Here is a 616-nt window from a genome sequence, read left to right on the forward strand (position 1 = left end):
CCTGCCCTGGTTGCCCTGCCCTGGTTGCCGCTTCAACGACCAGCGCCATCTGCTTCGAAGCAACCATGCCGGCCTCGTCGAGAACAAACACCGTCCTTTCATCGAGACTGTCCCTGTCTTGTTTCCAGCGCAGTTCCCACGCCGCCAGCGTGCGGCTGACAATACCCGCTTCTTTCTCCAGGCCCTCCGCCGCCTTGCCGGCGAGGGCTGCACCGACAACGCGATAGCCGGCCAGTTCCCACGCCTCACGGGCGGCCTTCATCATCGTGGTCTTGCCCGCGCCGGCACGGCCAACGACAGCTGCGATCCGCGCGGCCCCCGTCACATGCTCGATGGCGACACGCTGCTCCAGCGACAGCTGCAAATGACGCGCCAAGACGCTGCCCAGCACCTTCTCTCGAACGCCATGCGTTGCGCGCCGCGACAGCCAGATCGATTGCGTTGCCATCTTGGCTTCGATGCGGATCAACTCACGCGTTGTGTAGCGCGCTCGGGTCTTCTCTCCTGTCGCAAGGTCGACGCCGTCGCGCTCGATGCGCAATGCCTCGGGGCTCTGCAGAACCCGCACCAGCAGATGCTGGAACGTGGCGGCATCGTCGACATAACGATGCAGGAT

General features: G+C 64.4%; 1 protein-coding gene. It reads right to left on the reverse strand.

Features of this window, described 5'->3' with window-relative positions; genetic code table 11:
* Positions 1–616, reverse strand: a 616-nt coding sequence (locus AC1DWF_RS36095) for an AAA family ATPase (protein WP_476843256.1), incomplete at both ends; no start/stop codon positions are given.

The sequence above is a fragment of the Aminobacter sp. P4_D5 genome (assembly GCF_056401815.1).